The sequence below is a fragment of the Geodermatophilus maliterrae genome (genome assembly GCF_041018925.1).
Lineage (GTDB): Bacteria > Actinomycetota > Actinomycetes > Mycobacteriales > Geodermatophilaceae > Geodermatophilus > Geodermatophilus maliterrae.
Map to the genome: position 1 here is coordinate 40554 of NZ_JBFNXQ010000033.1, position 7310 is coordinate 47863.

General features: G+C 76.6%; 11 protein-coding genes. 5 read left to right on the plus strand and 6 right to left on the minus strand.

Features of this window, described 5'->3' with window-relative positions:
- Positions 1–32: 32 nt before the first annotated feature.
- A complete protein-coding gene (locus ABQ292_RS12240) occupies positions 33–752 on the minus strand; it encodes a hypothetical protein (protein WP_369206654.1) in 720 nt (239 codons plus the stop codon).
- Positions 753–979: 227 nt separating this feature from the next.
- Between ABQ292_RS12240 and ABQ292_RS12245 the strand changes: the two genes are divergently transcribed.
- From ABQ292_RS12245 to ABQ292_RS12255, 3 genes are all read left to right on the plus strand, one after another.
- Positions 980–1450 carry a heme-degrading domain-containing protein gene (locus ABQ292_RS12245; RefSeq protein WP_369206656.1) on the plus strand — a complete coding sequence of 157 codons (471 nt, stop codon included), beginning with the start codon at positions 980–982 and terminating at the stop codon, positions 1448–1450.
- 69 nt (positions 1451–1519) lie between these two features.
- Positions 1520–1996, plus strand: a complete 477-nt coding sequence (locus ABQ292_RS12250; protein ID WP_369206658.1) for a hypothetical protein — start codon at positions 1520–1522, stop codon at positions 1994–1996.
- Positions 1997–2084: 88 nt separating this feature from the next.
- Positions 2085–2735 carry a maleylpyruvate isomerase family mycothiol-dependent enzyme gene (locus tag ABQ292_RS12255; RefSeq protein WP_369206660.1) on the plus strand — a complete coding sequence of 217 codons (651 nt, stop codon included), beginning with the start codon at positions 2085–2087 and terminating at the stop codon, positions 2733–2735.
- 6 nt (positions 2736–2741) lie between these two features.
- On the opposite strand, the gene ABQ292_RS12260 is transcribed toward ABQ292_RS12255, so the two are convergent.
- On the minus strand, positions 2742–4001 hold the full coding sequence (locus ABQ292_RS12260) for an RNA polymerase sigma factor (protein ID WP_369206662.1): 1260 nt from the start codon (positions 3999–4001) through the stop codon (positions 2742–2744).
- 20 nt (positions 4002–4021) lie between these two features.
- Positions 4022–4369, minus strand: a complete 348-nt coding sequence (locus ABQ292_RS12265; protein ID WP_369206664.1) for a YciI family protein — start codon at positions 4367–4369, stop codon at positions 4022–4024.
- A gap of 325 nt (positions 4370–4694) precedes the next feature.
- Between ABQ292_RS12265 and ABQ292_RS12270 the strand changes: the two genes are divergently transcribed.
- Both ABQ292_RS12270 and ABQ292_RS12275 read left to right on the plus strand, forming a co-directional pair.
- Positions 4695–5081 (plus strand): WhiB family transcriptional regulator, encoded by a 387-nt coding sequence (locus ABQ292_RS12270; RefSeq protein WP_438940588.1) that lies wholly within the window; start codon positions 4695–4697, stop codon positions 5079–5081.
- A 44-nt stretch (positions 5082–5125) separates the two neighbouring features.
- Positions 5126–5698 (plus strand): dienelactone hydrolase family protein, encoded by a 573-nt coding sequence (locus ABQ292_RS12275; protein WP_369206666.1) that lies wholly within the window; start codon positions 5126–5128, stop codon positions 5696–5698.
- Here ABQ292_RS12275 and ABQ292_RS12280 read toward each other — a convergent pair.
- The 3 genes from ABQ292_RS12280 to ABQ292_RS12290 form a co-directional block, all read right to left on the minus strand.
- Positions 5661–6536 carry a DUF6807 domain-containing protein gene (locus tag ABQ292_RS12280; protein ID WP_369206668.1) on the minus strand — a complete coding sequence of 292 codons (876 nt, stop codon included), beginning with the start codon at positions 6534–6536 and terminating at the stop codon, positions 5661–5663. The two genes, ABQ292_RS12275 and ABQ292_RS12280, sit on opposite strands and share 38 nt — an antisense overlap.
- Entirely contained in the window at positions 6529–6738 is a 210-nt protein-coding gene (locus ABQ292_RS12285) for a hypothetical protein (RefSeq protein ID WP_369206670.1), read from the minus strand. Before ABQ292_RS12285 ends, ABQ292_RS12280 begins: the two co-directional genes overlap by 8 nt.
- A gap of 112 nt (positions 6739–6850) precedes the next feature.
- Positions 6851–7310 (minus strand): VldE C-terminal domain-containing protein (locus ABQ292_RS12290; RefSeq protein ID WP_499803278.1); only part of this gene is annotated, 460 nt, incomplete at its 5' end.

Here is a 7310-nt window from a genome sequence, read left to right on the forward strand (position 1 = left end):
TCGGGCGTCGGGGCGGTCGTCGGGGCGCGGTCTCAGCCGCCGACGACGGTGTCGGAGCCGGTGATGGGCTCGGCGGTGCCCGGGGACCCGTCGATCTCGAAGGTGCCGTCGGTGAGGTCCAGGGGCGGCGCCTCGCGCTTGGTGTCGCCGACGGTCGCGACACCGACCTGCGTCCCGTCGGGCAGCACCGCCCAGCCGATCCGCGTCGCCAGCCCGTCGAGGGTCGTGCGGGACTCGTACACGCCCGCGGGCGGCTGGGACTCCGCCGCGGAGAACGGCATCGTCAGCCCGGAGCTCGTGGTCACCGTGCCGAACACGGTCCCGTCGGTGACCGACCCGGAGAGCCCGGCGCCGTTGCGGCCGGCCAGCGTGATGGTGTCGCCGTCCAGGGTGCCCTGCAGCCAGGCCTCGATGGCGGCACCGTCGCAGAGGTAGGCCGCGACCTGGTCGTCGTTGACGGCCATCGCGATGGTCGCCTCCCCGCCGCTGGTCACGCCGGCGTACACGGCCTGCAGCTCCGCCGGCGGGCTCGGGGCCTCGGACGTCGGCGTCGGCTCGGCGGACGGCTCGGTGGTCGGCTCCGCGGACGGGGGCGCCGTCGACGTCTCCGCACCGCCGGTCCCCGGGTAGGCCGGCGCCGTGCTGGCCGCGGGGTCGACGCGGCTGTTGGCCGCGAAGAGGACCACGGTCAGGAGGACGACGGCCCCCAGGGTGGCCAGGGGACTGGCTGCGCGCCTGCGTCGTGCGCTCATGGATCACCGTCCGGTCCACGTCACCGCTGTGATCTCCCCCGCGGCCCGGGCCCGCGGCCGGGGTGGAATCCGGCGCCCACCGTGCCAGAGTCGCCGGGAGGGCGGAACCGGTTTCGGCGCCGCGTCGGATCGGCGGGACCCCGGCGCCCCCGCCGCGGCGCCTCCGGTGGCCGCCGGTCCGGCGCCCCTCCCGGGGTCCCCTCCGGGCGAGGACGCCAGGATGACCCATGGCCATCTCCTTCCCCTCCGTGCCCGAGCTCGCCGCGGAGGAGGACGACCTGCAGGTCACCTCGTTCACCAACGACGACGCCTGGGCGCTCGGCTCGGCCCTCGTGGCCACCGCCCGCGCGGACGGCGCGCCGGTCGCGATCGAGGTCAGCCGCAACGGGCAGCGGCTCTTCCACGTCGCCCTGGCCGGCACGACCCCGGACAACGCGTCGTGGATCGAGCGCAAGACCCGGGTGGTGGACCGCTTCGGGCACAGCTCGCTGTACGTCCGGCAGTCCTGGGTCGAGCGCGGGACGACGTTCGAGGAGGCGTCGGGTCTGGACCCGCAGCTGTACGCCGCGCACGGCGGCGCGTTCCCGGTCGTCGTGCGGGACGTCGGCCCGGTCGGCGTCGTCGTGGTGTCGGGGCTGCCCCAGCTCGACGACCACCGGATGGTCGTCGCGGCGCTGCGGGCCCACCTCGGGCGCTGACCCCTGGTCAGCGGGGCCGGCCGGGCGGACCCTCGGGACGGTCAGTCCCACCGCCCTGGGGAGGCCGTCGTGTCCCGAACCCCGATCCGGTGCCGAGCCGGGGTGGCCGCAGCGGCCGCCGTCGTCCTGCTGGCCGCCTGCGGCGGGGACGGCGGGGACGGCGGGGACCCCGCCGACGCGTCGGGGACCCCGGGCGCCGCGGAGACGACCACCGCCGCCGGCGAGGAGGACTTCTGCGCCCAGGCCGCCGGGCTCGACGAGCGGGTCGACGAGGCGCTGGCCGGCGTCGGGGACGACGACCCCTCGGTCACCGACGCCTTCCGCCAGGTCGCCGGGGAGCTGCGCGCGGTGGAGGCGCCGGAGCCGATCGCCGCCGACTGGGAGGCGCTGGCCGGCGGCCTGGACCGGATGGCCGACGCGTTCACCGACCTCGACGTCACCGATCCCGAGTCGCTCACGGCGCTGGAGGACGCCGAGGGCCGGCTGTCCACGGCCGGCGACAACGTGGACGCCTACCTCCGCGACGAGTGCGGCATCGGCGACTGAGCCGCCCGGGCGGTCCGACGGGTACCGATGACTCCGCGGGCCGCGCGCGGTCCTCCTCCTGTCAGCCGCAACCCGACCGGAGGTGTCCGTGACCCGCTCCCCCACCCGCCAGACCCTGTGGTCGCTCGCCCACGCCGAGCGCACCGCCCTCGCCGACGACCTCGCCGGCCTGGACGACGCGCAGTGGGCGCGGCCGTCGCTGTGCGGGCGGTGGACGGTCGAGGAGGTGGTCGCCCACCTCACCGCGGCGGCGAGCGTCGGCCGGGCGCGCTGGATCGCCAGCATGGTCGGCGCCCGGTTCGACCCCGCCCTGCACAACGAGCGGCGCCTGGCCGAGCAGCGGGGCGCGACGCCGGCGCAGACCCTCGACCGGTTCCGGCGGGTCCTCGACAGCACGACGGCGCCGTCCGGGCACACCGCGGCCTGGCTCGGGGAGGTCGTCGTGCACGCGCAGGACGTCCGTCGTCCGCTGGGCCTGGAGCGCACGCCCTCGGTCGAGGCCGTCACCGAGGTAGCCGGCTTCTTCGCCCGGCGCGACTTCACGGTGCACAGCCGCCGCGCGATCGAGGGGCTGCACCTGGAGGCGACCGACGGGCCCTTCACCGCGGGGCAGGGCGTCCCGGTGCGCGGCACGACCCTGGCGCTGACCATGGCGATGGCCGGTCGCGGCGCCTACGGCGGCGACCTGACCGGCCCCGGCGCCGCCACCCTGCGCGACCGCTGCACGTCCGGTCGATGACCGCGGTCAGCCGCCGGTCCCGCGCAGGCGGCCCTCGAGGAAGGCCCGCTCGACGGTGTTGCGGGTGAGCAGCAGCGCCTCGGTGTAGGCCTCCCGCGCCTCGGCGACCCGGCCCAGCCGCCGCAGCAGGTCCGCCCGCGCCGCGGGCAGGTAGCCGTACCCCGCGAGCTGGGGTTCGGCGGACAGGGCGTCGAGCGCGGCGAGCCCGGCGGCCGGCCCGGACGCGAAGCCGACGGCCACGGCCCGGTTGAGCGCCACCACCGGCGAGGGCCACAGCCGGACGAGGACGTCGTAGAGGGCGAGGACCTCCCGCCAGTCGGTGTCCTCCCACCTCGGCGACTCGGCGTGGACGGCGGCGATGGCGGCCTGCAGCGCGTACCGCGAGGGCGGCCGGGCCCGCAGCGCCTCGCGGACCAGGGACACGCCCTCGGCGATCGCCGCGCGGTCCCACCGGGCACGGTCCTGCTCCTCGAGCAGCAGCAGCCGCCCGTCCGGCGCCGTCCGGGTCTCCCGCCGGGCGTCGGTGAGCAGCAGCAGCGCCAGCAGGCCCGCCACGGCCGGGTCCCGCGGCAGCAGCCGGCGCAGCATGCGGCACAGCTCCACCGACCGCTCCACCAGGTCGCGGCGCACCAGCTCGTCCCCGGCCGGCGTCGTGTGCCCGGTGGTGAACAGCAGGTGCACCACCGACAGGACGGCGTCGACCCGCTCGGGCAGCTCCGCGGCCGGCGGCACCCGGTACGGGATGCGCGCGACGGCGATCTTCTTCTTGGCCCGCGTGATCCGCGCGGCCATGGTCGACTCGCTGACGAGGAAGGCGCGGGCCACCTCGGCCGTGGACAGACCGCACAGCAGCCGCAGCGTCAGGGCCACCTGGGCCGGCCGGTCGAGCGCGGGGTGGCAGCAGGTGACCACCAGCCGCAGCCGGTCGTCGGGGATCGGCGCGCCCTCGTCGTCGAGTGCGTCGCCGGGCCCCGGGATGGTCTCCTCCTCGACGAGCAGCGGCAGGTGGCGGGACTCCACGCCCCGGTGGCGGACGACGTTGAGGGCCCGGCGCCGGGCCGCCGTCGTCAGCCAGGCCCCCGGCCGGGAGGGGACGCCGGACGTGCGCCAGTCGGTGAGCGCCGCCGCGAACGCCTCCTGGACGCACTCCTCGGCGACGTCGAGGTCGCGCGTGACGCGCACCGTCGCGGCGAGCACGAAGGCCCACTCGCGACGGTGCGCGTCGGCGACCGCGGCCGCGACGGCGGAGGTGTCCGGGACGGTCATGCCGTGCGGCCCGGCCGGGCTCAGTCGTCGAAGGTCATGACCGGGCGGACCTCGACGCCGCCGAAGCGCGCCGGGACGGTCCGGGCGACGGCGAGTGCGGTGTCGAGGTCGGGCGCGTCGACCAGGTAGTAGCCGCCGAGCGCCTCCTTGGTCTCGACGAACGGGCCGTCGGTCACCTCGGAACCGCCGCGCACGCTGGTCGCCGTCCCGGTCGGCTGGAGGGCCTCGCCGCCGAGCAGCTTCGCGCCGTGCGCCTCGACCCCGGCCGCGAAGGCGTTGTGCTCCTCCATGATCTCGCCCATCACCTCGGGCGACGCGGTCTCGTACCGGGTCTCGTCCTCGTAGATCAGGATCAGGTACTGGGACATCTCGTTCCCTCTCGGTCGGGGCCCGCCTCTCGGGCCCTCGTCTGTCCGACACGCACCGCCGGGCCGGATCGACAGCTCCCGGCGAGGAATCGAGATGTTCTCGTCGATCCGCGGCTGGTGGGACCGTCGCCCGCACGCCGCCATGGCTCACCCGACACGGGAGGCGGAGGACGCCAGGTCACGATCCGACAACCCGACGGCGTGGTTTCGGCTAGTTCCTGCCAGTGCGGAGTGCCGCGGGGAATCCGTAACGTGACGGACAGCAGCCAGCCCGTACCGGTCCGTCACCGCCGGTGCGATCGAGTACCGAACCGAGGAGCTTCCCGTGTTCCCCTCCCGCCCCCACCTCAGCCTGCTCACCGAGTCGGCCGCCTACGAGCCCGCTCCCGAGCCGTCCTACGCGCCGGCCTACCAGCCCACGACGTCCTGGAACGAGATGTCCTGGTCGGAGATCGCCATGGGTGAGAACCCCGGCGGCGCGGAGGGGTGGCGGCTCGACGCGCTGTGCGCCGAGACCGACCCCGAGGCGTTCTTCCCGGAGAAGGGCGGCTCCACCCGCGAGGCCAAGCGCGTCTGCTCCGGCTGCTCCGTGCGCGCCGAGTGCCTGGAGTTCGCCCTCGCCAACGACGAGCGCTTCGGCATCTGGGGCGGCCTGTCCGAGCGCGAGCGGCGCCGGGTGCGCCTGCAGCGCCGGTCCCCGCTCAGCGCCTGACGGCCGCGCGGCCGGCACTCCCCGTCCTGTCGGGGCGGCCCGAGATGGCCGAGGTCGTCGTCTTCCACCACGTGCGGGGCCTGACGCCCGGCGTCGTCGCCCTCGCCGACGAGCTGCGCGCCGCCGGGCACCGCGTGCACACGCCCGACCTGTTCGAGGGCCGCACGTTCGGCTCCATCGGCGAGGGCACGGCGCACGTGCAGGAGATCGGTCCCGGCGAGGTGGTCGAGCGCGGCACCCGCGCGGTCGAGGGCCTGCCCGCGGAACTCGTCTACGCCGGCTTCTCCCTCGGCGTGCTGCCGGCGCAGAGCCTGGCGCAGAACCGGCCGCTCGCCCGCGGGGCGGTGCTCTGCCACGCCTGCGTGCCGGCGTCGGTGTTCGGCTCGTGGCCGGCCGGCATCCCCGTGCAGGTGCACGGCATGGACGCCGACCCGTACTTCGTCGACGAGGGCGACGTCGACGCCGCCCGGGCGCTGGTCGCCGGGGCCGACGACGGGGAGCTGTTCCTCTACCCCGGCGACCGGCACTGCTACGCCGACAGCTCGCTGCCGTCCCACGACCCGGCCGCTGCCGCGCTGCTCACCGGGCGGGTGCTCGACCTGCTCGCCCGCTGCTGAGTCCCGCGCCCGCCCACTCCCCCACCGCGGCGTCGTCGAGCACGCCGTCGGCGACGAGGGCGCGGAAGCCCCGCGTCACCGTGCCGCCGGGCGAGAGCACCAGCGGGTGCCGCGCGGCCAGCTGCGAGCCGATGCCCGGGTAGTCCCCGACCCGGACGAACCACGGGTCGGCGCGCGTGGCGTCGTCGACTCCGGCGAGGGCGACGGTGAACCCCGCCACGCGGTCGGTCCACGCCAGCCAGGGCGCCACCGAGCCGTGCGTGCGCTGCTCCCCCGCGGCCACGGGCGTGCGCACCCACGGCCCGGGCGCTCTTGGCAGCCGCCAGGAGAACCCGCCGTAGCCCGCGCCCGCCCGCCCGTTGGTGGCCGCGCTGCCGAGCGCCAGCTCCCCGCCGGTCGCGTTGGTGAGCGCGGTCGTGAGCCCCAGCTCCCAGCCGGCGGGGACCGGCCGCGCCCGCACCCGGCGGTGCTCGCCGAGCAGCAACCGGCCGTCGGGACCGCGCCACCGCAGCGCCTCGTGGAAGCCGTCGTCGTCCCGGGCCGGGAAGCCGGCGTGCTCGATCCGGCCGTGGTCGGCCCGCGCGGTGTAGCCGTGGCCGCGCACGTAGGTCGGGCCACCCCACAGGTTCGCGCCGCCGACGTCCTGGACCCCGATCGAGACGCCGAGGTGCCAGGGGTGGTCGGGGGGCTGGGCGTCGGTCACCGTCCGGCCGTCGAGGGTGCGGACCGGGTGCAGGTACGGCCGCGGCGCCAGCGCCGGGTCGAGCCCGCCGCCGCCGGCGTACCCGGCCACCACCACGCCGCCGAGCCGCAGCAGGGTGAGCGCCGGCTCAGCCACGGACGACCGCGCCACCCGCCCGCGCGCACGGCAGGCCGGGTCCCGGGAGCAGCGCGCGCTCGACGTCCGAAAGCGGCCGCGGGTCGCAGGTGCCGGCCGGGTGCACCGGGACCCCGGCGGGCGTGGCCCGCACGACGTCGGCCGGGTGCTCCCGGCCGTGGACGCCCGTCAGCACGGTGGGGACGGAGCTCGGTGGCGCCATGCCGGCGTCCTCCTGGGGTCGGTCCGGACGTCGACCGTATCGTCAGGCCGAGCACTCGAGACCGGTGGCCCGATCGGTCCCGGGGTCGGTCGGGCCCGGCCCGCAGGCGGGGTCAGCCCACGTAGTTGACGTGCACGTGGTCGAAGTGGTTGGCCGTGGCGCTGCCGCGGTCGGCCATCTGCGACCAGCTGCCGCCGGGCGAGCTGAGCATCTCCTGCTGGTAGATCAGGTAGTCGACGCCGAGCTCGTCCCAGTGCGCGACGTGGTACTGCACGATCGCGTTCCCGAGCGCGGTGTCGGACATGACCATGTAGTCCAGCGCCAGGCCCGACGGGTGGCCGTTCGGGTCGGCGGCGCTGGCCCGGGTGCCACCGAGCGTGATCCCGCCGGCGCCGGCCACGTTGCTGACCACGGCGTTCGCGGCCGCCTGGACCACGGCCTGCACAGGGCCGGTGCTGTTGCTGATGCGCGCGGTGGCCGTGGCCGCCGTCCCCGAGCCGGCGGCAGCCGCGGCGGACGAGCTCGCGGACGACGAGGCGGGGGCCTCGGCGGCCTCCTGCGCGGCTGCCTCC

Bases quoted from the DNA above. Each gene is read 5' to 3' on its own strand.
- ABQ292_RS12240 (WP_369206654.1), bottom strand. From the start codon at position 752: ATGAGCGCACGACGCAGGCGCGCAGCCAGTCCCCTGGCCACCCTGGGG.
- ABQ292_RS12245 (WP_369206656.1), top strand. From the start codon at position 980: ATGGCCATCTCCTTCCCCTCCGTGCCCGAGCTCGCCGCGGAGGAGGAC.
- ABQ292_RS12260 (WP_369206662.1), bottom strand. From the start codon at position 4,001: ATGACCGTCCCGGACACCTCCGCCGTCGCGGCCGCGGTCGCCGACGCG.
- ABQ292_RS12265 (WP_369206664.1), bottom strand. From the start codon at position 4,369: ATGTCCCAGTACCTGATCCTGATCTACGAGGACGAGACCCGGTACGAG.
- ABQ292_RS12275 (WP_369206666.1), top strand. From the start codon at position 5,126: ATGGCCGAGGTCGTCGTCTTCCACCACGTGCGGGGCCTGACGCCCGGC.
- ABQ292_RS12285 (WP_369206670.1), bottom strand. From the start codon at position 6,738: ATGGCGCCACCGAGCTCCGTCCCCACCGTGCTGACGGGCGTCCACGGC.